The sequence below is a fragment of the Stenotrophomonas sp. YJH_SMC_25 genome, from assembly GCF_059369595.1.
In genome coordinates, this window is record NZ_JCAFSV010000004.1 from 25,629 (window position 1) to 44,427 (window position 18,799).

Annotated in this window: 25 protein-coding genes; 8 read left to right on the forward strand and 17 right to left on the reverse strand. The window is 66.7% G+C overall.

Annotated elements, in window-relative coordinates:
• Window positions 1–4: 4 nt before the first annotated feature.
• Window positions 5–181 (reverse strand): DUF3606 domain-containing protein, encoded by a 177-nt coding sequence (locus AC5P7E_RS06675; protein ID WP_005409690.1) that lies wholly within the window; start codon window positions 179–181, stop codon window positions 5–7.
• A 251-nt stretch (window positions 182–432) separates the two neighbouring features.
• On the opposite strand from AC5P7E_RS06675, the gene AC5P7E_RS06680 reads away from it, so the two are divergent.
• Window positions 433–930, forward strand: a complete 498-nt coding sequence (locus AC5P7E_RS06680) for a YciE/YciF ferroxidase family protein (RefSeq protein WP_005409691.1) — start codon at window positions 433–435, stop codon at window positions 928–930.
• 38 nt (window positions 931–968) lie between these two features.
• On the opposite strand, the gene AC5P7E_RS06685 is transcribed toward AC5P7E_RS06680, so the two are convergent.
• The 3 genes from AC5P7E_RS06685 to AC5P7E_RS06695 are packed head-to-tail and all read right to left on the reverse strand — an operon-like array spanning window position 969 to window position 2,927.
• The gene (locus AC5P7E_RS06685) at window positions 969–1,703 is read right to left on the reverse strand and encodes a DNA-formamidopyrimidine glycosylase family protein (protein ID WP_024956840.1); all 735 of its coding nucleotides are present in this window, start codon (window positions 1,701–1,703) and stop codon (window positions 969–971) included.
• Entirely contained in the window at window positions 1,696–2,463 is a 768-nt protein-coding gene (locus AC5P7E_RS06690; protein ID WP_114618386.1) for a DUF72 domain-containing protein, read from the reverse strand. Before AC5P7E_RS06690 ends, AC5P7E_RS06685 begins: the two co-directional genes overlap by 8 nt.
• Entirely contained in the window at window positions 2,460–2,927 is a 468-nt protein-coding gene (locus AC5P7E_RS06695) for a BLUF domain-containing protein (protein ID WP_024956838.1), read from the reverse strand. The genes AC5P7E_RS06690 and AC5P7E_RS06695 overlap by 4 nt, the downstream gene beginning before the upstream one ends.
• A 302-nt stretch (window positions 2,928–3,229) precedes the next feature.
• Here AC5P7E_RS06695 and AC5P7E_RS06700 point away from each other — a divergent pair, with 302 nt between their 5' ends.
• On the forward strand, window positions 3,230–3,553 hold the full coding sequence (locus AC5P7E_RS06700) for a KGG domain-containing protein (protein WP_005409695.1): 324 nt from the start codon (window positions 3,230–3,232) through the stop codon (window positions 3,551–3,553).
• Between the two features lie 121 nt (window positions 3,554–3,674).
• On the opposite strand, the gene AC5P7E_RS06705 is transcribed toward AC5P7E_RS06700, so the two are convergent.
• The 3 genes from AC5P7E_RS06705 to AC5P7E_RS06715 all read right to left on the reverse strand — a co-directional run bounded on the left by AC5P7E_RS06705 (window position 3,675) and on the right by AC5P7E_RS06715 (window position 5,730).
• Window positions 3,675–4,583: a manganese catalase family protein gene (locus AC5P7E_RS06705; RefSeq protein ID WP_495222830.1), complete on the reverse strand. Its 909-nt coding sequence runs from the start codon at window positions 4,581–4,583 to the stop codon at window positions 3,675–3,677.
• Window positions 4,584–4,620: 37 nt separating this feature from the next.
• The gene (locus AC5P7E_RS06710; protein ID WP_329761667.1) at window positions 4,621–5,142 is read right to left on the reverse strand and encodes a ferritin-like domain-containing protein; all 522 of its coding nucleotides are present in this window, start codon (window positions 5,140–5,142) and stop codon (window positions 4,621–4,623) included.
• Window positions 5,143–5,301: 159 nt separating this feature from the next.
• Window positions 5,302–5,730: a hypothetical protein gene (locus tag AC5P7E_RS06715; RefSeq protein ID WP_231347454.1), complete on the reverse strand. Its 429-nt coding sequence runs from the start codon at window positions 5,728–5,730 to the stop codon at window positions 5,302–5,304.
• Window positions 5,731–5,858: 128 nt separating this feature from the next.
• Here AC5P7E_RS06715 and AC5P7E_RS06720 point away from each other — a divergent pair, with 128 nt between their 5' ends.
• The gene (locus AC5P7E_RS06720; RefSeq protein ID WP_114618385.1) at window positions 5,859–6,251 is read left to right on the forward strand and encodes a response regulator; all 393 of its coding nucleotides are present in this window, start codon (window positions 5,859–5,861) and stop codon (window positions 6,249–6,251) included.
• A 13-nt stretch (window positions 6,252–6,264) separates the two neighbouring features.
• On the opposite strand, the gene AC5P7E_RS06725 is transcribed toward AC5P7E_RS06720, so the two are convergent.
• The 7 genes from AC5P7E_RS06725 to AC5P7E_RS06755 all read right to left on the reverse strand — a co-directional run bounded on the left by AC5P7E_RS06725 (window position 6,265) and on the right by AC5P7E_RS06755 (window position 11,560).
• Window positions 6,265–6,663, reverse strand: coding sequence for a BLUF domain-containing protein (locus AC5P7E_RS06725; RefSeq protein WP_032965872.1), 399 nt, complete (start codon window positions 6,661–6,663; stop codon window positions 6,265–6,267).
• 156 nt (window positions 6,664–6,819) lie between these two features.
• Complete coding sequence (locus tag AC5P7E_RS06730; RefSeq protein WP_114618384.1) at window positions 6,820–7,506, reverse strand: glycosyltransferase; 687 nt, start codon at window positions 7,504–7,506, stop codon at window positions 6,820–6,822.
• Window positions 7,503–8,090: a class I SAM-dependent DNA methyltransferase gene (locus AC5P7E_RS06735; protein WP_005413477.1), complete on the reverse strand. Its 588-nt coding sequence runs from the start codon at window positions 8,088–8,090 to the stop codon at window positions 7,503–7,505. Before AC5P7E_RS06735 ends, AC5P7E_RS06730 begins: the two co-directional genes overlap by 4 nt.
• Complete coding sequence (locus tag AC5P7E_RS06740) at window positions 8,087–8,845, reverse strand: PIG-L deacetylase family protein (protein WP_024956833.1); 759 nt, start codon at window positions 8,843–8,845, stop codon at window positions 8,087–8,089. Before AC5P7E_RS06740 ends, AC5P7E_RS06735 begins: the two co-directional genes overlap by 4 nt.
• Window positions 8,833–9,774, reverse strand: coding sequence for a hypothetical protein (locus AC5P7E_RS06745; protein WP_005413479.1), 942 nt, complete (start codon window positions 9,772–9,774; stop codon window positions 8,833–8,835). The genes AC5P7E_RS06740 and AC5P7E_RS06745 overlap by 13 nt, the downstream gene beginning before the upstream one ends.
• 105 nt (window positions 9,775–9,879) lie before the next feature.
• Entirely contained in the window at window positions 9,880–10,386 is a 507-nt protein-coding gene (locus AC5P7E_RS06750; RefSeq protein WP_024956832.1) for a hypothetical protein, read from the reverse strand.
• 10 nt (window positions 10,387–10,396) lie between these two features.
• Window positions 10,397–11,560, reverse strand: coding sequence for a zinc-dependent alcohol dehydrogenase (locus AC5P7E_RS06755; protein ID WP_114618383.1), 1,164 nt, complete (start codon window positions 11,558–11,560; stop codon window positions 10,397–10,399).
• 148 nt (window positions 11,561–11,708) lie between these two features.
• Between AC5P7E_RS06755 and AC5P7E_RS06760 the strand changes: the two genes are divergently transcribed.
• The 3 genes from AC5P7E_RS06760 (at window position 11,709) to AC5P7E_RS06770 (ending at window position 13,233) form a co-directional block, all read left to right on the forward strand.
• The gene (locus AC5P7E_RS06760) at window positions 11,709–11,897 is read left to right on the forward strand and encodes a hypothetical protein (RefSeq protein ID WP_005409707.1); all 189 of its coding nucleotides are present in this window, start codon (window positions 11,709–11,711) and stop codon (window positions 11,895–11,897) included.
• A gap of 100 nt (window positions 11,898–11,997) precedes the next feature.
• Entirely contained in the window at window positions 11,998–12,636 is a 639-nt protein-coding gene (locus AC5P7E_RS06765) for a DUF6766 family protein (RefSeq protein WP_087802649.1), read from the forward strand.
• Between the two features lie 3 nt (window positions 12,637–12,639).
• Window positions 12,640–13,233, forward strand: a complete 594-nt coding sequence (locus tag AC5P7E_RS06770; RefSeq protein ID WP_099484630.1) for a cysteine hydrolase family protein — start codon at window positions 12,640–12,642, stop codon at window positions 13,231–13,233.
• On the opposite strand, the gene AC5P7E_RS06775 is transcribed toward AC5P7E_RS06770, so the two are convergent.
• From AC5P7E_RS06775 to AC5P7E_RS06785, 3 genes are all read right to left on the reverse strand, one after another.
• Window positions 13,216–13,449: a metallothionein gene (locus AC5P7E_RS06775; RefSeq protein WP_076738418.1), complete on the reverse strand. Its 234-nt coding sequence runs from the start codon at window positions 13,447–13,449 to the stop codon at window positions 13,216–13,218. The two genes, AC5P7E_RS06770 and AC5P7E_RS06775, sit on opposite strands and share 18 nt — an antisense overlap.
• A 122-nt stretch (window positions 13,450–13,571) precedes the next feature.
• Window positions 13,572–14,018 carry a Rap1a/Tai family immunity protein gene (locus tag AC5P7E_RS06780; RefSeq protein WP_224119208.1) on the reverse strand — a complete coding sequence of 149 codons (447 nt, stop codon included), beginning with the start codon at window positions 14,016–14,018 and terminating at the stop codon, window positions 13,572–13,574.
• Window positions 14,019–14,168: 150 nt separating this feature from the next.
• A complete protein-coding gene (locus AC5P7E_RS06785) occupies window positions 14,169–15,152 on the reverse strand; it encodes a LacI family DNA-binding transcriptional regulator (protein ID WP_005413481.1) in 984 nt (327 codons plus the stop codon).
• Window positions 15,153–15,307: 155 nt separating this feature from the next.
• Between AC5P7E_RS06785 and ptsP the strand changes: the two genes are divergently transcribed.
• Both ptsP and AC5P7E_RS06795 read left to right on the forward strand, forming a co-directional pair.
• The gene (gene ptsP / locus AC5P7E_RS06790; protein WP_162792514.1) at window positions 15,308–17,818 is read left to right on the forward strand and encodes a phosphoenolpyruvate--protein phosphotransferase; all 2,511 of its coding nucleotides are present in this window, start codon (window positions 15,308–15,310) and stop codon (window positions 17,816–17,818) included.
• Complete coding sequence (locus AC5P7E_RS06795) at window positions 17,815–18,771, forward strand: 1-phosphofructokinase family hexose kinase (protein WP_099484631.1); 957 nt, start codon at window positions 17,815–17,817, stop codon at window positions 18,769–18,771. The genes ptsP and AC5P7E_RS06795 overlap by 4 nt, the downstream gene beginning before the upstream one ends.
• The last annotated feature ends 28 nt before the right edge of the window (window positions 18,772–18,799 follow it).

Sequence of the window (18,799 nt, forward strand, 5' to 3'; positions counted from 1 at the left end):
CGCGCTACTTTCCCAGGTGCTTGCGTACAGCAGCGGCGGTGGGCCCGACCTCGGCGACCGCGGCCCGAAGCTCCTCGGCTGACACACCCAGCGTCGTGGTCCAGTACTGCAGTTCATAGTCTTCGTTGACGTTGATGCGATCCCGGTCCGGGCTGCCGGTGTTCTTCTTGTCATCGCTCATGGGAGTCTCCACGCGTGATCGGGCGTGAAGTGACCGTACCGGCCGGCCCATGGGCACCAGGCGATGCCACCGTGAAGCGATGGCGAAGGCCTGCCGGCATCGGAACTGCGGCAGGCGGGCGACGGACGCCACCTCGTGAAGACAACGCGCAGGGCTCGCGTTGGCGTTCACATGCCGCCTTCACCTGGCCCCCGCCTGATCGCAACCGGGCGGGACCTACGCTGAGCGCTCCACTCACAGCGGAGCCCAGCATGGCTATCAAGACAGCGGAAGACCTGTTCATCCACGAACTCTCGGATATCTACAGCGCCGAAAAGCAGCTGACCAAGGCCCTCCCGCGCCTGGCCCGTGCGGCCGAGAACCCTGACCTGGCCACAGCGTTTGAAACGCACCTGGAAGAAACCCAGGGCCAGATCGAGCGCATCGACCAGGTGGTGGAGGTTCTCGGCATCCGGCTGAAGCGCATCAAGTGCGCGGCGATGGAAGGTCTGGTGGAGGAAGGCAAGGAAGTGATCGACAGCATCGACAAGGGCCCTGTGCGCGATGCCGCCCTGATCGGCGGCGCGCAGAAGGTCGAGCATTACGAGATCGCGTCCTACGGCACCATCGCCGCGCTGGCCAAGCAGCTGGGCTACAAGGACGCCCTTCCGCTGCTGCTGGAGACGCTTGAGGAAGAGAAGGCCACCGACGAGAAGCTCACCCTGCTGGCCAAGGGCGGCGGCAATGCCAAGGCGGCACAGGCCGCCTGATCGACGCGCGCCGAAGCCGGCCGCCATGGACGGCGGCCTCAGGGTTGGTACAGCACCTGGTCGTTCGGGCAGAAGAACGTGCGCCGCCGGGTGGTGCCCATGTAAAGCTTGCTGATCGGGCCGCCGCATGCCGGGCAGATCCTGCGCGTGTGTACCTGCCAGTGCTTCTTCAACTCGAAACGGCGCTTCCACTGCAGGAAATCAAAGCTGTAGGCGCGGGCCTGCGTGATCAGCGCGGTGAGCCTGCGCGGTGGCAGGTCGCCCAGCCGCGTGGCGGGGTGCACGCCTATACGGAACAGCACCTCGTTCTTGATGATGTTGCCCACGCCGGCAAAGACCGTCTGGTCCAGAAGCGCATCACAGACCATGACGTCCGGCATTGCCTTCAGCTTGCGCCGGGCCAGCTTCGGATCCCAGGCATCGTTCATCACGTCCGCGCGCCAATCGTAGACCTCGTCCAACGGCTCTTCGATCAGCCGCACTGAACACGCATAGAAGTTCAGCTCGCCATTGTCGAACCGCAGGGATACACGCGGCGGGGTTGGCTTCCGTTCGTCGATGCGCCAGCTGCCGAACATCATCAGATGGATGCGCAGTGTGTGGCGGCTGAATTCCAGCAGGAAGTGCTTGCCCCAACTGCGGACCGCCTTGACCCTTCGGCCCTGCAGCGGCGACAGGTCGACCCGGCTGTTCCCGGAGACGGCGCGGACCACGTGCCCCTTGAAGTGGCTCGCTGCTTCGCGCAGCAGGACGATCGAAGGGCCTTCAGGCATGTTCCTTCTCCTGCAGCAGCGCCTGCAGGTGCAGGGCGTTGCCGGTGGCGTGACCCAGTGCGGTGTTGTCCAGTACGAACCAGACGGGTCGTTTCGCGTCGGCCTCGGCCAGCAGCTGCCGCGCAAGGTGGGCAAGGGTGGGTTCGTCGTAGGCGCTGCGATAGATCTGTGGCTGGCCGTGCCAGCGCCAGTAGCTCCACGCGCGGTCACCGCCGGGCGTCGCTGCCGCCGGCACACGTGCCGGATCCGCGGCAACCCGTGCCACGCCATGCGCGCTCAGAAGCGCATCCACTTCCGGCGTGAACCAACTCGGGTGGCGCGGCTCGCACGCCACATCGGCCCGGGTGCGCGCGCGCAGGCCCCGCAGGAATGCTCTGGCCGTGGCCGTGTCGTACACCAGGCTCGGCGGCAACTGCAGCAGTAACGGCCCGAGCTTTTCACCCAGCTCCAGCACGCCTTCAAGGAACCGCTCGAGTGGTTGCATTGCGTCGCGCAGCCGACGCTCATGGCTGATCTCTCGCGGCAGTTTCACCGCGAACCGGAAGCCCTCCGGCACGCTCGCCGCCCATCGCGCATAGGTCCTGGCCTGGTGCGGTCGATAGAAGGATGAGTTGATCTCCACCATCGGCAGGCGTGTGGCGTAGCGCTGCAGCGCGGTGTCGCCCGCGCCGAACGCTTCCTGATCCGCGCGCGGCAGCGACCAGCCCGCACAGCCGACACGCAGTGGGGCGGTTGCACGGGGGGCGGCCGCCGCCGTCATCGTACCAGCTGCCCGTACGGTTCCAGGGTCTCTCCCGCACCTGCATCCGTCTGCAACTGCGAGACCGACAGCAGACGATCCAGTGCGCTGGCGCCCGACTCCAGCGCCGACGCGCTGCGCACGAAGCCGGTCCAGTCAGAGATGGCGATCTTTCCCAGCGCTAGCTCATCCACCCGCACGCTGCGCATCCGCCAGTGCGGAAACTGCCGCCGCCCCACCCTGCCCCGGTTCAGCTCGACGATCCCACTGTGGCTGCCGGCCGCGAGAATGCGCGTGTACGCGGCATTGATCCCCGCCTCCGGGCCCTCCAGATACTGCAGGAAGCGCGAGCCGTCGAACAGCAACGTGCCGGTGGCATCGACGGATTCGTTGAACTTCACCGCTTCGGCCACAAGCCGTTGCAGCCGCTCTTCGGTCAGGCTCGGGGACGCTTCACTCACATAGGCAATCGCACGAAAAGGCATGGCACCACCGGTTGTTGCAGACAGCTCTACCTTAGCGTCGCGGGTCGTATGTGCAGTGAGGCCGGCGTAGAGGCTGCGTCGAGTTGAGGCGCGGGCCCGCCGCATCGCCTTGACACGTGCTCGAGCGCGGCGGGCGCGCCTGCGGGCGCACACGCGCGTGCACGACGTTTCGTGGAGACCGGATGAGGAATCGTGGGCTTCCGGATGACGCCACGTTGGCGGTCATGCCACCGCCGTCTAGCGCCGGATCTGGAAGATGGTCCCTGCCGCCAGTCGGGCGGCTCAACCCAGGGAGACTTTCCATGGCCAACCAGAACCAGAACCAGGGCAACAGCAACCGCGGTTTCGCTTCGATGGACGAGGACAAGCAGCGCGAGATCGCCGCCAAGGGTGGACGTGCCGCGCACGAGTCAGGCAACGCCCATGAATTCAGCTCGGAAGAAGCACGCGAAGCCGGCCGCAAGGGCGGCGAAGCGGTGAGCCAGGATCGCCAGCACATGGCGGACATCGGCCGCGAAGGCGGCCAGAACAGCCGTGGGGGTGGAAACCAGGGCGGTAACCAGGGCGGCGGGCAGCAACAGCAGGAACGCGGCGGCGGTAACAACCGCGGTGGCCAGCAGCGCTGATCGCGGCTGAAGCCAGATGCACCGCTTCGTGGGCGGACGTGATGTCCGCCCACTTTCGTACGCCTTGACGCTGATCAGGGGCTTCGCCACTGGGGCGCCGCAGATGCGCGCCCCAGCTCTTTCACGGCTCGCGTGGTGGCAGGTTCAGTGCTCCCGCGCCCGGGCCGGCCCCCAGCTCGGCCCCGGTGGTCGGCCGCGCTTCCGGGTCGGAGAGTGTACGCAGGGCCATGGCCTGCACCGCCGCTTGTTCGCGCGCGTCCAGGTCCACCGTGCCGCCGCCGTCGCCACCATCCACAGCGGTCTGTGCCTCGCGGTCGCTGACCCGCTCCCATAGCTCGCCGCTGTTCCAGCTGCCCTGCAGGTCGTCGGCGCCGTCGCCCTGCGACATGTCCATGTACAGATCGGTGAACGCAGGGTCCCCCGGCAGCTTGCCCGGCGGGAAGTTGGGCTGGATGCTGTGCAGCGCCTTCTCGAATGACTTCATGTGCGCGATCTCGCGCGTCATCAGGAAACGCAGCGCGTCCTTGATGCCGGGGTCGTCGGTGACGTTGATCAGGCGCTCATACACCAGCTTGGCGCGCGCTTCCGCAGCGATGTTGGAGCGCAGATCGGCGGTAGGTTCCCCGATCGAGTCGATGTAGGCCGCTGTCCACGGCACCCCGCTGGAATTGACCAGTGCCGGCCCGCCACCGTACAGGATCTGCTCGGTATGGCTGGTGCTGTTCTGCCCCAGCAGCCGCATATCCTCGGCCTCGGCAAGCCCTTCGGACTGAATGGCCTTCGGCCCGCGGTTGAGCATGGCGATGATGGTGCCGATGATCTCCAGATGGCTGATCTCTTCGGTGGCGATATCCATCAGCAGGTCCTTGCGGCCTGGATCGCATTCGCCGAGTCCCTGGGTGAAGTAGCGCATGGCGGCAGCAAGCTCGCCCTGCGGGCCGCCGAACTGTTCAAGCATGAGGCTGGCGAGCTGCGGGTTGGATTCGCGCACGCGCACGGTGTACATCAGCTTCTTGTGATGAAAGAACATGGGGTTTCTCCAATGGCTGGCTGTGCTGGCTTCGGGGTCAGCGCTTGGCTTGCGCGCCCGGCGTTTCGTCGCGATTGAGGAACGCACCGACCAGGCCGTCCTGGTGGTCTTCCAGCCAGCGCGCCATGGCGATCTCTTCCTGCAGGATCTGGTCACAGACCGCGGCGATGTCCGGCGCTGCGGCACGCTCGGCAGCAATCACCAGCGCCCGGTAGGTGGCGATCTCGGTGTTTTCGAAGCCGAACGAGAGCCCTACGCTCTTGACCACCTCGTCTTCCATCAGGCTTGTGCCGGCCGCGTGGAGAGCCGCAGTCATGCTGGCGAACAGTCCCTTGGCGGTCGGCACGCTTCCTCCAAGCGCTTCAATGCACTGGCGCAGCGAGGCGGCCTGCCCCTGCGTCTCCTGGACGTGCTGGGCGATCCGTGCAGCGAGGTGGGGATAGTTCTGGATCCGCGAAGCCATGGCCTTCATCATGGTCTCCGCCTCCTGTTCCATGGCGTAGGCGTCCTGCAGCCACTTCAACAGGCGCTCGCTTCGGGCGTTGTTCTGGTCTGCCATTTCGATCTCCGGTGCGGGGCGACATGCCTCCGGAGACCATGGTGGAGCGCCGGCAATCACCGCCCTGTCGGCCGGTGTGAGCCGCCGAAGGTGGGCGCTGCACGCAGTAGTGATGCGGCGATAACATCCGCAGCCCTGCGTTTCACCCAGGAGGTGCTCTCAGGTCGCCATTGCGCTGGATACGCCCACGCCGACTGCAGGTCGCTCGCGCCTGGCGTTCGAGGCGCACGCGCCGCCCGCCGCCATCACGGCCTGCATTACCCGATGTTGAGCACGATGCCCGCCACCATCCACGCCCACGACGTAGACGAAGCGCCCATCGAACTTGGCCTGTGCGCCTTCCATGGCGTCGTCGGCCAGCAGTGCTCGCTTCAGCGACTTCATCCAGGCCCGTTCAGGCGCCCGGTCCAGCTCCACGACGATGGCGGCACCGCCGCAGTCGAGTGGCATGCACTCGACACGCAGTACGCCTGGAGCGACAGAATCGGTTCCGGATAGCGGCATGACAGAATCTCCGATGCGGGGGACGGCGGCAGTATCCACAGCGCGTGCCAAGACGCCGTCAACGAAATCCAGGGCACCTTCCACACCTCCTCCACCCGGTTGGCGGCGCGCTCGGGGGGCGGGGGCTTCGCGCCGGGCTGACAATGCACACGCATGGCGTTGATGCAGCACAGCACAGACTGCAGTTCCCAGGACAACACAGGCGTGCACGCATGCAATCCGGAATGAGCCAGGGCAGATGCAACCTGCTGCTGGTGGAAGACCAGCTCGACCTGGCTGCGCTGATGGAACAGGCGCTGGAGGACGCAGGCGATCAGGTGACACATGCCTACAGCGTGTTCGATGCGCTGGGGCTGCTGGACAACCAGCGATTCGACGGCGCCGTGCTCGATGTCGAGCTTCGCGACGGCGTGGTCTTCCCGGTGGCTGATCGCCTGACGGAACTCGGCATTCCGTTCCTGTTCGTATCCGCAGTCTATGACCAGTTGGTGCCGCAGCGTCACCGTCGCGCCGCGTTCGTGGCCAAACCGTTCCACGTCGGCGAGTTGCAGGAGACGGTTCGGCGCGTCATGGGGGATGTCTGCGTGCAACCGCCGGCGCATTGATTGCCATGGGTGGTCACCCCAGGTGCGGGGCCACCACCAGGCTCAGCTGGCGCAGCGCGCCGCCACGGGAGAGCCCATCCCAGTTGCTGCGCGCCACGCTGCGGATCTCGGAGGCATCGACCCACAGCAGCCGCATTGACCAGTAGGGAAAGAACCGGCCGGAAACCCTGCCCCGGCCCAGCTCGATCAGCTCGCAATGGCTGCGGGCACTGAGGATGCGGCTGTACACCACGTTGATGCTGTCTTCCGGTCCCTCGATGTACTGGAGGAAACGGAGCCCGTCGTAAAGAAGCACACCCGTAACGCCGGCTTCGAAGTTGAAGCGGGCGGCGGCCCTGGCGAGGTCATCCACATGGTCCATGGAAAGCCCCGATGTCGCCTCACTTGCGTAGGCGACTGCACGGAGGGGCACATTCGTTCCTTCTGACGCAGGAGATTTCCTGCTCGTCCATCATCGCTTCGCGGAGGTAGGCAGTGATGAGGGCCTTCGTGGCCTGCGCTGTCCCAACGCTCTCCTCAACCGCACGCTCCGATAACACGGGCGCTTGCGTGACGGTGTGGCTGACCCTCAGGTGACCAGGGCCGACGCTTCCGCGCCAGAGCGCTCGCCACCCAGCGCCGCCAGATAAGCGGAGAATCCGTCTGTAGCGCGCCCCTGCAGACGCGCACTTGTCATCACCACGGGAGCGCCGGCCCATCGCACCACCGCACCGCAGCGTTGCAGCGCTCTGACAAGCGCCACGTCTTCACTACAGTGCAGGGGAGCAAAGCCGCCAACGGCCCGATAGGAACTGGCAGAGACGCCGAGGTTGGCACCGTGGATGCGCCCATGATGGTCGCCCCACTGCTGTCTTGCCTGGAATGCCCTGCGCAGGCGCCGTTCACCCTGGCAGGACGTCGCTATGTCCACCAGTCCGCAAAAAGCGTCACAACCGCCCTGAACCTGTGCGGCCAGCCACTCGGGAGGCACCTCGCTGTCAGCGTCCGTGCTTGCCAGCCACCTGGCGCCCCGCCCCAGCAGTTCAGCAGCGGCTGCGGCCCGGGCGACACCGACGCAGCGTGCATCCAGCTGCACGCTGCCGACCAGGTGTTGGCGGCAGATGGTGCCCGTTGCATCCGTACACGCATCCAGCGCGACCATCACCTCCACTGCTTCGCCGCCGAGGCCTGGGTGAAGGGCCGCCACCCGGATGGATTGCAGGCACCGCGCGATACTGTCCGCCTCGTTGTGGGCGGGTATCAGGACGCCTATCACCGCAGGCCCTCGTTCCGGGCCAATGACAAGGGGCCCCGTGTCCATCCCTGAAGCACGAAGTCCGCATCGCGGTAGTGGAAGGCCTCCTGCAGGCCTTCCCCCAGGCATCGATGCACCACCTCGGTCCGGCTCGCGCGTCCGGCAAACGAGGGCAACCAATGGCAGGCGACCAGCAGGCCGTCATCGCGAAGTGCTTCATCGATGCCACCGCGCAGCTCGCGCAGTGCGCCTGCCCCCAGGTAGTAGCCCATTTCGCCGCAGACGATCAGGTCGAAGCGTCCTGGCGGCCATTGCTCGGGATGGCTGGCGCAATGAACCTGCACGTGCGGCAGATGGGCCAGGTTGCGGCGCGCCTGGAACGCCGCACGTGGGCTGATGTCGGTTGCCAGCAGGCGTTCGCAACGTGCGGCCAGCGCCTCGGTCAGTACGCCGTTGGAACACCCCAGTTCCCAGCCGCGAGCGAACTGGCGCTGGCTGAGGCTTGCCAGCAGCAGCGCACGCTTGCGCTCTTCATACCACCGGCTGCGGTAGCCGAACGGGTCCTCCTGCTCATGCAGGTCATCGAAGTACGGTTGCGCGCTCATGCAAGGAATACCTCGTAGTTTCGGAAGAATCGGGCGAGTACATGTGCGGGCAGCACCGGCGGGCTGTTCAGGCCCGCCACGTCGCCGGTCTGCGTACGGAAATGCGCGATTGCGTTTCGCTTTGCGGACGCCACTGCTGAAATGTCGACCAGCTTCGGAACCTCCCACGCCATATGTGCGCAGGCAGGGTCAAGCCAGTGCCAGCCCCACACCGGGTACTCCAGCCGGTGGCAACCAACCGCCCGCGCGGCGCGGCAGGCAGCGCGTCCTGCCGCTTCGTGATCGGGGTGACCATCAAACCGCCATGGCGCCAGGACCAGGTCGCGCGGTTGCAGATACTGCTGCAGCCAACCTTCCAGCCCCTGCTCATGCGCGCTGACCGCGCCGTCGGCGATACCCAGGTGGAAGATGGAGCCGACCGGAATACCGAGTTCGCCCAATGCCGCGGCAAGCTCCGCTCGGCGCGCTGATCGCAGGCGTTCGGGCGTCCACCACGGCTCGCCCGGGTAGCATGCTTCGCCGTCGGTCACGGCAACGACACTGACGTCGATACCCTGCCCCACAGCGTGATGCAGCAGCCCGCCACAGCCGAGGATTTCGTCGTCCGGATGCGGCGCGACCACCACCATGCGGTCATGCCCGCTGCAGAGTGCGGTTGCCGATGTGGTCGGTTGCTGCCAGAGCCAATCGCAGTGCAGCCAGGCCTGCTCCTGGGTTCCTTGCCCCTGCAGGGGGGGCCTGGCTACAGCGCCCATGTTGCCTCCTGTGCTGCACGCTGCTCGCCCAGCCATTCCCAATCGCGGTCGGCGTGGCTCTGGCGAAGAAACACGGTCAGGTCCGCGCAGCGCCGGGCATGGGCGTCCTCCAGGCACATCGGGCCCGGGCCCAGCGCGCGACCCGCCAGGTCCAGCACACGCGTTGCCGCGCGCTCAACGACACAGCGCACGCGCACTACATCTTCGCGATGGGCCAGTTCGGGCGCGGCGTCGATGTGCGCCGCCAGTTCGCGAAGCAGCGCGGCTGCCGGGCCCAGGGCGAGGTCCACTTCACCCAGCAGCCGCGCGCGATTTCCCTCGGTGCAGGCCGGTCGCATGCGCTCGGCCAAAGCGGCCGCTGCACCAAACCAGACCGCCGCGATGCCTGCCCCGCCGTGCCAGAAGCCCGGGCGCTGCAGGTAGTCATCGCGCGTCCCCAGGATCACCATCGGTGCGCCGTCAAAGCGCACCGTGGTGGAAGGGATTGCGGCCATGCCCACGGCAGGCCATGGCTCGCCCGCAAGTGTGTGCCAGTGTTCCGCCGCTACCTGGCATAGCCACACGCCCTGCGGGTTGCGAACCGTTACCAGTGCCGCATCCACCCATGCGCTGCCGGAACACCAGGGTTTGTCACCGTACAACCCACCGCCGGCATCGATGCGAACGGTGTTGGCCGGACCCTCTGCAGCCCACACCGCCAGCAACGTGTCTTCAGCAGGGATGGGCGCCCTCAACTCGGCAGCAATCGCCTGGGCGTCATAGTGGGCCTCCAGTACCTTGGCCAGGCAAAGATCCTCTGCCCCCCAGGCTGCCAGCGCCTGCCAACGCTGCAGCGTCTGGCCGCCACCGGGCAAAGGCAATGCCGGTTGCTGCACCAGCACCTGGCGTGCGCGATTGAACAGCGAAGAGGATGACGTCACATCCTGCATGGGTGGCAGACCTGCAATGGAGATACGCCATGAACGTAGGCGGCAGGCGGTCACATGCCTGTCTTGATGGCGTGGCGGGCACATGAATGCCCGGCACCGTGATCCTCACGGACCCGTCTGCGGGCGTTGCTCTCTTGCACGCACGCACTGCCGCAGTTCCCAGAGCCATGGCAGCACCACCAGGCCCAGCGCCGGCAGCAGGGTGAGCCACCAGACGTCCGGTGCTGCAGGCTTCACTTCGAGCGACCACCGCGGGTGGACCTGCCAGCCCACCCAACCCAGCAGCACCCATGGCGCGGCATCCAGCACGCTGTGCACATGCTGTTCCGCCGGGCTGATGCGTCGACGGCCGTCCGCGCTGACGGTATCGAGATAGCCGGCGACCGCGTGTGCGATGACCAGGCCTGCCAGAAGCGCGACCAGCGACAATGTGTTCTCCAGCAGGAGCCAGGCAAGCACGCCGCTGCCGATCAGCAGCAGCTGCACCCCATGCAGCAGGCTTTCGCGCATCGCGGAAGTGTGCGGAAGATCGGTGCGCCGGTGAAAATGGAAATCCAGCGATCCGGCAGCCAGCCACAGGGCGTAGACACAGGCGATGACAATCGCGCTCATGGCGGCACGCTCAGGGTGTCAATACGATCTTGCGGCAGTCATCGTCCTTGGCATCAAACATTGCATAGCCTTGAGCTGCATCGGCCAGGCGCATCCGGTGCGAGATGATGTCACCCGGGTGCAGCTTTCCTTCCATGATTGCGTCGAGCAGTTCCGGCATCAGTCCCTGCACGTGCGTCTGCCCCATCTTGAACGTCAGCCCCTTGTCGAACGCATCACCCAGCAGAAAACCATGGATGAAGCCAGCGTAGACACCCGGGATGCTGACCACGCCGCCGCGGCGTGCTGCCGCGATGCACTGCCGGATTGCCACGCCGCTGCTGCCCTCCAGCTTCACGGCAATCAATGCTGACTCCAGCGCACTGCCCTCGGCCTCGAAGCCCACCGCCTCGATGCAGGCGTCCACGCCCCGCCCACTGGTCTGGGCAAGGATGTAGTCCGCCGGGTCTTCGATCTGCTTGAAGTCGATGGGCGTCACACCGTAGGTACGGCGCGCGTAATCCAGACGGTAACGAAGATGGTCGACCATGAAGATGGTCTCTGCGCCCAGCAGGCGGCAGCAGGCCGCGCTCATCAGCCCCACCGGGCCCGCACCGAAGATGGCCACCGTCGAGCCCGCCTTCACCCCTGCGTTCAGCGCAGCCTGGTAGCCGGTGGGGAGAATGTCAGACAGGAACAGCACCTGCTCATCCGCAATGCCTTCCGGAATGCGCAGCGGGCCTACATTCGCCTTCGGTACACGCACGAATTCGGCCTGGCCGCCGGCCACGCCGCCATACAGATGGCTGTAGCCGAACAATGCGGCCGGAGGCAGCATGCCCTTCTGATTCAGTGCGGCGCCCTTGCCGGTATTGGTGGTTTCGCAAGCGGCATACTCGGCCAGGCGGCAATGGAAGCACTCTCCACAGGCGATCACGAAAGGGATCACCACACGATCGCCCGGCTGCACCTGGGTCACGCCGCTGCCGACCTCTTCCACCACGCCCATGAACTCGTGGCCGAGCACATCGCCATCGTGCAGATCCGGAATCTTGCCGCGATACAGGTGCAGGTCCGATCCACAGATGGCGGTGGCGGTTACCCTCAGGATCAGATCATCCTCGGCCGCCAGTACCGGGTCCGGTATGGTCTCGACCCGCACATCCTTGCGGCCGTGATAGGTCAATGCCTGCATCGTGCTTCTCCAGGAGCTCGGGACGCCAGCATCGCAAGGCCGCCATCCCGCTTTGGTGACATCCCGGTGTGCACGGCGTTCATTCCACGGGGTCATGGTGTTAACCCGGCGCGGTGCAGTCTTCGGTCTTTAGCCGCAGGAGCTGCCCATGAACGACAAGCTGCCCTTCAATCCGACGACAGACGTGGACGATCAGTCGAAGGCGCACACGCCGGACAAGCGGCGCAACGATCGAGCCAAGTGGAAGGAGCACGACATGCCCGACGACGGCGATGGCCCCAAGGCCGTACCGGAAGACTACGAACGTCCTGATCCTGACCCGACCGGAAAGCGTTGAGTCCGCCTCACATTCTGGATGCGCCGGATTCACGGGTCATGGTCTGCTACCCGCGCAAGCTTCGCGCACGGCCTCTGGAACAGACTGAACGAGGTGTTGCATGTGGAAACGCAACGGTCTCTCGCTGGTGCTGCTTGTGCTCACGCTTGTGTTCATCGTTGGGCAGGCGGTTGCCGGGCATCACGTGCACAACCAGGAACTGGTCGAGTACGGACGCGCGCCGATCGATCTCTGGCACTACCTCGCGACGGGGCACTTCGTCAGCGCCACGTTCGAGAACTGGGAGAGCGAGTTCCTGCAGATGGGGATGTATGTGCTCCTGACGGTCAGCCTGCGCCAGCGCGGCTCGGCCGAATCGCGGCCGCTGGACCCTGCGCAGGAACAGAATCGCGTCGAGCCGGGGCCCACGCCGTGGCCGGTAAGGCGCGGTGGTCCATGGAAGACGCTCTACGGTCATTCGCTTGCGATCGCGTTCGGGCTGTTGTTCCTGTTCAGCTTTACGCTGCATGCAGTGGGAAGCTGGCGTGCCGAGGAGGCCGAACAGCAGTTGAAGGGATTGCCGCCGCCAGGCTTTGTGGAGCACCTCGCCAGCAGCACATTCTGGTTCGAATCCATGCAGAACTGGCAGAGCGAATTCCTGGCCGTGCTGTCCCTGGTGGTGCTGACGATTTTCCTGCGCCAGAAGGACTCGCCGCAATCCAAGCCGGTTGAGGCCCCACACGCGCAGACAGGTGATTGAGCCATGCGAGATGATCCATCGACGGCCCTGCTGATCATCGACATGTTCAGCCGATTCGACTTCCCTGGCGCTGAAAAGCTGGCGCCGGCGGCAGAGCGGGCGGCCCGGCAGATCCGGCGCCTGAGGGATCACTTCGACGAACGCGGTTGGCCGGTCATCTACGCCAATGACAATTTCTCGGATTGGAAGCGCGACTTCCGCCAGCAGGTGGAACAGTGCCGGCGCGACGGTGGCCCGGCGGGGCGAATCGCCAGCCTTCTCTCGCCATTGCCTGGTCACTACTTCGTGCTCAAGCCCAAGCACTCGGCCTTTCTGGCCAGCCCTTTGCCGATTCTGCTGGCCAAACTGGGAGTGCGCCACCTTTGCCTGTGTGGCATGACGGCCGATTCGTGTGTCCTGGCTACAGCGTTGGACGCCAACGCCAGGGAATTCCACGTGGTGTTGGCGTCGGAGGCCGTGGCGGGAATGCCAGCGCAGAAGCGGCGGGCACTGGCGCTGCTTGCTGGTTCGGGCGCAGCGCGGGTCGCGCGGATTTCTTCGCTTGTCTCTGGGCAGGAGCGGGATGGCGCTGACGGCGACTCAGGCCCGGTCGGCTAAACCCTTTACACCTGAATGACCGGCGCAGTGTGCGCAGCAGAAGATCTGGCCGTTTCCTTCAACACCATGCCCGATAACGGCGCAATCGCAGTGTGCGCAGCGCGGTGCGAATGCGTGGATCGCGCATTCGAACGAATCGAACGTGCCGCTGCGCCCGCCCTGCTGGAGGGTGAAGCTCTTGTCGTAGTTGTTGCCGCAGACATCACAGGTGGCCATGGGGCACCTCGTGCTGTGGAAGGAGCATACAGTGTGGACAGCGCGGGTGTCGGTGGCCGTGAATGCACCGTGTCGCGAGGGTGTAGGACGTTCGCGTGGTCACGCGTCGGGCGCGGCCCGTCCTATTCGTCTTTGCCGGGCTCGGCACTGCCACCCCGTGACGCGCCACCACCACAGGGAAATGCGGTCCGCAGCGCTTCGGCAACCAGTGAAGACGCATCCTGCTGCAATCGCTCGCCGGGCAACTGCCGGAGATGGGAAGACACACGGTCGACCAGCTCATGCGGAAGAATCCTGCCTTGGCCACACCACTGGCCGTGGCTGGCATCGGCAACGCCCTGGATATAGGCGCTGGCGCGAGCGCTGGACAGGTTCCGGCACTGCTCGCCGTCGCAGAACCCATCAGCGCCTTTGCCCTGCAGCAGGGTGATGAGTTCGGCTCCACTGACAAGCCAGGTGCGTGCCGCTTGCGTTGTTCCGGCGAGGGCGGATCCTGCCAGGGCGCAGAGGCCGAGTGCGAGGAGCCGACGCAAGAGGCGGCGCGCCTGGGGTTCGTGATGTCCGTTCATGTCGGAGTCCTTGGCGCGTTCCTGGGGGATGCACACAGCGTGGGTCAAAGTCGAGCTAGCTGGTTGTGGACAGATGGCTTGTAACAGACAGCGGCTGGCCCGCCAACACCCGGGCGGCATTCCCAGGCTTCGCCGCGATCGGGCGCCGAGCTATCGCGCTGCCGTCGACCCTCTGACCACGCACCGGCCCGTCATTACGAGTCGGCGTACCGGCAGCTCCGGCGTGCGCAGGCGCTCAAGCAGCAGCGACATCGCGGCCCGCCCCATCTCCTCAACCGGTTGCTCGATCACGGTGATGCCCGGCTCGACCAGCTCGGTCCAGCGTTCGTTGTCGAAGCCGGCCAGTGCCAACGCCTCTGGAATCGCCAGCCCGGCGCCGCGGGCGGCTTTCAATGCTCCCATCAACAGCAGGCTGTTGCTGGTGACCAGTGCTTCGGGGCGGGATGGCGTGGCGAGCCACTGATCGACCGTCGCGATGGCGGCTTCGGCCGTGGGTTCAACCTCACGGTAGTCCGGCTGCAACCCATGCGTGCGCATCGCAGCGAGATAACCGTCACGTCGCTCGGCCGCGGTGGTACTGGTGCTGCCGAACAATCCGCCGATACGCCGATAGCCGCGCTCGACCAGATGCTCGACCAGGCCTGCCATCGCTGCCGGATTGTCGAGTACCACGCTGTCGATCGGACCGCCGGGCGCGGCACGGTCCACCAGCACCGTCGGATAGTCCAGCGTGAGCCGCTCGAGCCGGCCCACCGTGGTCCGGGTCGGCGCGAAGATCAGGCCGCTGATGCGCTCTTCGTGCATCAATTGCAGATACAGCGCCTCCCGCTCGGGGTCCTCGTCGGTGTTGCAGAGGGTGACCCGAAGACCTTCGCGATAGGCCACCTCTTCCACGGCGCGGATCAGCGCCGTGAAGAACGGGTTGCGGATATCCGCCACGATCAAGCCGATGATGCCGGTGTGCCGGGAGCGCAGCCGTCTTGCCTGCAGGTTGGGTCGATAGCCGGTCTGGCGGATCGCCAGCTCGACCCTGCCGCGCACGTCCTCGCTGACCGGACCGCCCCCGAGCACCCGTGACACCGTGGATTTGGACACCCCCGCCACGCGTGCGACGTCGTTGATGCTGATGCTCATTGGAAACGTTCCCGGAAACGTACGCTGTTCATGGCCGGATGGCTGTTCAGGGCAATGCTAACGCCAAAGGACTATTGGATTTTTGTGCAGTGCACATTGAAATGTGCAGTGGGAACGTTCCCAATACGCCCCAGCCATCCCTCCCGGAGCCCGCTTTGTCGCCCCTGACCTCCCCTTCCCCCGTCAGCCGGGAACTGATCCGCCTGGATGCGCGGGCACAGGACAAGACCGATGCCATCGCCCAGGTGGCCCAGATGCTGGTCGCTGCCGGCTGCGTGGCGCCGGGCTACGAGGCCAGCATGGGACGCCGCGAAGCGCTGGCGAACACCTTCCTCGGCCATGGCGTGGCGATCCCGCACGGGCTCGGCGAGGACCGCCACCTGGTGCGCCGCGACGGCATTGCGGTGCTGCAGTTGCCGGAAGGCGTGGAATGGAACCCCGGCCAGGTCACCCGCCTGGTGGTTGGCATTGCCGCCCAGTCCGATACCCACATCACCCTGCTGCGCAGGCTGACCCGCCTGATCCAGGACGAGGCCGCGCTGCAGCGGTTGTTCACTACCTCCGATGCAAGCGAAATCGTCAATGCGCTGGCCAGCGACGTCGCAGTCTCTGCCACTCACGACCCAGTGGCGGACCTGGCCGAGCGTTTCGACTGGACCATTGCTTACCCCAGCGGACTGCACGCGCGCCCGGCCACGCGCTGGGCCGAGACGGCGCGGAGTTTTACGGCCCGGGCCCAGGTGCGCGCGGGTGATCAGGCGGCCGATGCCAAGAGTCTGGTGGCGCTGCTGCAGCTCGGGCTTCGCGAGGGCGATGCCGTGCGTGTTTCTGCCGAAGGCGCCGATGCCCCCGCACTGCTGGCTGCACTACGCAAGACCATGGACGGGCTGGTCGCGCAGGAAAAGGCCGATGCGGAGCGTGCAGCGCAGCGAAAGACGGCGCCGGTCGCGGGCTGGAATCCGCCCGAAGCGCAGGCAGCGATCGTCGGCATCGGCGCCAGCCCCGGGCTGGCCATCGGTCCGCTGCATGTACTGGCCAGCGCGCAGGCCGATGTTGCCGATCGCCCTGCCCCGCTTGGCGAGGGCGGCGCGCGCCTGCAGGATGCACTCAGTCGTACCCGCCAGCAGCTGGCCGCGCTGCAGGACGACACCCAGCGCCGCCTTGGCGCCTCGGATGCGGCGATCTTCAGGGCGCAGGCTGCGCTGCTTGACGACACCGACCTGATTACCCGTACCTGCCAGCTGATGGTTGAAGGTCATGGCGTCGCGTGGTCCTGGCACCAGGCCATCGAGCAGATCGCCTCCGGGCTGGCGGCGCTGGGCAATCCGGTGCTGGCCGGGCGCGCTGCCGACCTGCGCGATGTGGGTCGGCGCGTACTGGCGCAGCTTGACCCCTCTGCGGCCGGTGGCGGCCTGGCAGATCTACCGGCGCAACCGTGCATCCTGCTTGCCGCCGACCTGTCGCCCTCGGATACTGCCAACCTTGACAGCACCCGCGTGCTCGGCCTCGCCACCGCACAGGGCGGCCCCGCGTCGCACACTGCGATCCTCTCGCGCACGCTCGGCCTGCCGGCGCTGGTTGCCGGTGGCGCCGAACTGCTGGCGATCCAGGCCGGCCGCGAAGCGATCATCGACGGCAGCAGCGGGCGGCTCTACCTGTCCCCTTCCGAGGCCGATCTTGCTTCGGCACGCGCCTGGATCGCCGAGCAGCAGCAGATCCGCGCGCGCGAAGCCGCACAACGCGCGCAGCCGGCGCAGACCACCGACGGCCATCGCATCGACATCGGCGCCAACGTGAACCTGCCTGAGCAGGTGCCATTGGCGCTGGAACAGGGCGCGGAAGGTGTCGGCCTGATGCGCACCGAATTCCTGTTCCTCGAACGCGGCAGCACGCCCAGCGAGGAGGAGCAGTACGCAACCTACATGGCGATGGCCAAAGCGCTGGAAGGCCGTCCGTTGATCGTGCGTGCGCTCGATATCGGTGGCGACAAGCAGGTCGCCCACCTGGAGCTGCCGCACGAGGAGAACCCGTTCCTCGGCGTGCGCGGCGCGCGCCTGCTGCTGCGCCGCCCGGATCTGCTTGAGCCGCAGCTGCGTGCGCTGTACCGCGCAGCGAAGGAAGGGGCACGCCTGTCCATCATGTTCCCGATGATCACCTCGGTGCCTGAACTGGTCGCACTGCGTGCCATCTGCGAGCGCCTGCGCGCCGAACTCGAGGCCCCCGACGTGCCGATCGGCATCATGATCGAAGTACCGGCCGCGGCCGCCCAGAGCGATGTGCTGGCGCGCCACGCCGACTTCTTCTCGATCGGCACCAACGACCTGACCCAGTACGTGCTGGCGATCGATCGCCAGAACCCGGAGCTGGCCGCAGAGGCCGACAGCCTGCACCCGGCCGTGCTGCGCGCGATCCGCACCACGGTGGACGGCGCACGCACGCAGGGGCGCTGGGTGGGTGTCTGCGGCGGCCTGGCCGGCGATCCGTTCGGCGCGATGCTGCTGGCAGGGCTGGGCGTGGACGAACTGTCGATGACCCCGAACGACATCCCGTCCGTGAAGGCACGCCTGCGTGGCAGCGCGCTGGCCGATCTGCAAACGCTGGCTGCGACGGCGCTGGACTGCGAAACCGCCGAGCAGGTGCGCGCCCTCGACGGAGCCCGCGCATGAACGCCCGCGCCGTCACCGTTACCTTGAACCCGGCGATCGACCAGACCGTGCGGCTGGCCAGCCTGCGGCCGGGCCATGTGCACCGCGCCCGCAGCAGCCGCGACGATGCGGGTGGCAAGGGCATCAACGTGGCCGCCTGCCTGGCCGACTGGGGCGTGCCGACCGCCGCGCTGGGCGTGCTCGGTGGCGGCAACGACGGTGTGTTCGGCGCGCTCTTCTCCACGCGCGGCATCGTGGATGGTTGCCTGCGTATCCCCGGCAGCACCCGCACCAACATCAAGCTGGTTGACGAGGACAACGGCGAAACCACCGACATCAACCTGCCCGGCCTGGCCCTCGACGATACCGCTCTGGACGCAGTGTCGCGCAGGCTTGGCGCCTTGCTGCTGCCGGGCCTTCCGGTGGTGCTGTCCGGCAGCCTGCCGTCTGGACTGCCGTCCGATGCATGGGCGCGACTGCAGGCGCAGGCCGCCGCCGCCGGTGCGCGCGTGCTGCTGGACACCAGTGGCGACGCACTTGTGGCTGCATTGAGTGACACCGCCGGTGCGCTGCCCTACGCGGTCAAGCCCAACCGCCAGGAGCTGGAGGCCTGGACCGGCACCCCGCTGCCGGACCGCAGCGCCCTGCGCGTCGCTGGCCAGGCCTTGGTCGAACGTGGCGTTGCGCTCGTAGCGATCTCGATGGGCACCGACGGCGCGCTGTTCATTGATCGCAGCGGCGCGCTGGTCGCACGACCGCCGCGACTGGCCCAGGGCAGCACGGTCGGTGCGGGCGACGCGATGGTGGCCGGCATCGCTGCCGCCCTGCTGGAGCCGTCCATCGATCTGGACGGCTGCGCGCGGCTGGCGACCGCGTTCTCGATGAGCCGGCTGCAAAGCGGTGACGCACGACGGCTGGACCCGGCGCAGGTACGCGGGTGGACCGGCGATGTACTGATCGAGCGGTTGGATTGACCCCCCTGCCGGGAGCACGGCGGCGGCT

Excerpts from the sequence above, each read along its gene's own strand:
- AC5P7E_RS06765 (WP_087802649.1), top strand. The coding sequence starts at position 11,998 with ATGTGGAAACGCAACGGTCTCTCGCTGGTGCTGCTTGTGCTCACGCTT.
- AC5P7E_RS06775 (WP_076738418.1), bottom strand. The coding sequence starts at position 13,449 with ATGGCCACCTGTGATGTCTGCGGCAACAACTACGACAAGAGCTTCACC.
- AC5P7E_RS06700 (WP_005409695.1), top strand. The coding sequence starts at position 3,230 with ATGGCCAACCAGAACCAGAACCAGGGCAACAGCAACCGCGGTTTCGCT.
- AC5P7E_RS06690 (WP_114618386.1), bottom strand. The coding sequence starts at position 2,463 with ATGACGGCGGCGGCCGCCCCCCGTGCAACCGCCCCACTGCGTGTCGGC.
- AC5P7E_RS06680 (WP_005409691.1), top strand. The coding sequence starts at position 433 with ATGGCTATCAAGACAGCGGAAGACCTGTTCATCCACGAACTCTCGGAT.
- AC5P7E_RS06750 (WP_024956832.1), bottom strand. The coding sequence starts at position 10,386 with ATGAGCGCGATTGTCATCGCCTGTGTCTACGCCCTGTGGCTGGCTGCC.
- AC5P7E_RS06740 (WP_024956833.1), bottom strand. The coding sequence starts at position 8,845 with ATGGGCGCTGTAGCCAGGCCCCCCCTGCAGGGGCAAGGAACCCAGGAG.
- AC5P7E_RS06735 (WP_005413477.1), bottom strand. The coding sequence starts at position 8,090 with ATGAGCGCGCAACCGTACTTCGATGACCTGCATGAGCAGGAGGACCCG.
- AC5P7E_RS06745 (WP_005413479.1), bottom strand. The coding sequence starts at position 9,774 with ATGCAGGATGTGACGTCATCCTCTTCGCTGTTCAATCGCGCACGCCAG.
- AC5P7E_RS06770 (WP_099484630.1), top strand. The coding sequence starts at position 12,640 with ATGCGAGATGATCCATCGACGGCCCTGCTGATCATCGACATGTTCAGC.
- AC5P7E_RS06795 (WP_099484631.1), top strand. The coding sequence starts at position 17,815 with ATGAACGCCCGCGCCGTCACCGTTACCTTGAACCCGGCGATCGACCAG.
- AC5P7E_RS06705 (WP_495222830.1), bottom strand. The coding sequence starts at position 4,583 with ATGTTCTTTCATCACAAGAAGCTGATGTACACCGTGCGCGTGCGCGAA.
- AC5P7E_RS06720 (WP_114618385.1), top strand. The coding sequence starts at position 5,859 with ATGCAATCCGGAATGAGCCAGGGCAGATGCAACCTGCTGCTGGTGGAA.
- AC5P7E_RS06785 (WP_005413481.1), bottom strand. The coding sequence starts at position 15,152 with ATGAGCATCAGCATCAACGACGTCGCACGCGTGGCGGGGGTGTCCAAA.
- AC5P7E_RS06710 (WP_329761667.1), bottom strand. The coding sequence starts at position 5,142 with ATGGCAGACCAGAACAACGCCCGAAGCGAGCGCCTGTTGAAGTGGCTG.
- AC5P7E_RS06755 (WP_114618383.1), bottom strand. The coding sequence starts at position 11,560 with ATGCAGGCATTGACCTATCACGGCCGCAAGGATGTGCGGGTCGAGACC.
- AC5P7E_RS06695 (WP_024956838.1), bottom strand. The coding sequence starts at position 2,927 with ATGCCTTTTCGTGCGATTGCCTATGTGAGTGAAGCGTCCCCGAGCCTG.
- AC5P7E_RS06675 (WP_005409690.1), bottom strand. The coding sequence starts at position 181 with ATGAGCGATGACAAGAAGAACACCGGCAGCCCGGACCGGGATCGCATC.
- AC5P7E_RS06685 (WP_024956840.1), bottom strand. The coding sequence starts at position 1,703 with ATGCCTGAAGGCCCTTCGATCGTCCTGCTGCGCGAAGCAGCGAGCCAC.
- AC5P7E_RS06780 (WP_224119208.1), bottom strand. The coding sequence starts at position 14,018 with ATGAACGGACATCACGAACCCCAGGCGCGCCGCCTCTTGCGTCGGCTC.
- AC5P7E_RS06760 (WP_005409707.1), top strand. The coding sequence starts at position 11,709 with ATGAACGACAAGCTGCCCTTCAATCCGACGACAGACGTGGACGATCAG.